This is a genomic window from Acetobacter sp. DmW_125128 (genome assembly GCF_008704325.1).
GTDB lineage: Bacteria > Pseudomonadota > Alphaproteobacteria > Acetobacterales > Acetobacteraceae > Acetobacter > Acetobacter oryzifermentans.
In genome coordinates this window covers 1-311 of the sequence record NZ_VHOP01000117.1, presented here as the reverse complement: position 1 = coordinate 311, position 311 = coordinate 1, and the positions used below count along the sequence as shown (strand labels likewise).

The 311-nt window shown below is 52.4% G+C and carries 1 pseudogene; it reads right to left on the bottom strand.

The features are described 5' to 3' along the window. Positions 1-311, bottom strand: a pseudogene (locus FKW19_RS15280) (IS5/IS1182 family transposase); the annotation flags it as partial.

Below are 311 nucleotides of genomic sequence, written 5' to 3'. Positions count from 1 at the left end.
TTCTGGATATGCCGGGGCATAGGCTTGAGATGCGGCTTTTTGCGATGAACCTTGGAGACAAAGCCCTGCTTTTCCATGAAGTCTTCATTAGCTTTTGAGCGGTAGGCCGTGTCAGCCCAGACACTTGAGGCTGTATTGGTTTTATCCAGCAGCCCCTCTCTCAATCGCGCGCCATCACTGGCGGCGGCATGCGTTGTTTTCCATTTCCGGATGAACCGGTATTTTCGATCGATGGAAACATGCGATTTATAGCCAAAGAACGGGATGGCGAGATCGCTGGATGGCATGGTTCCATCATCCTGCCGCTTCGC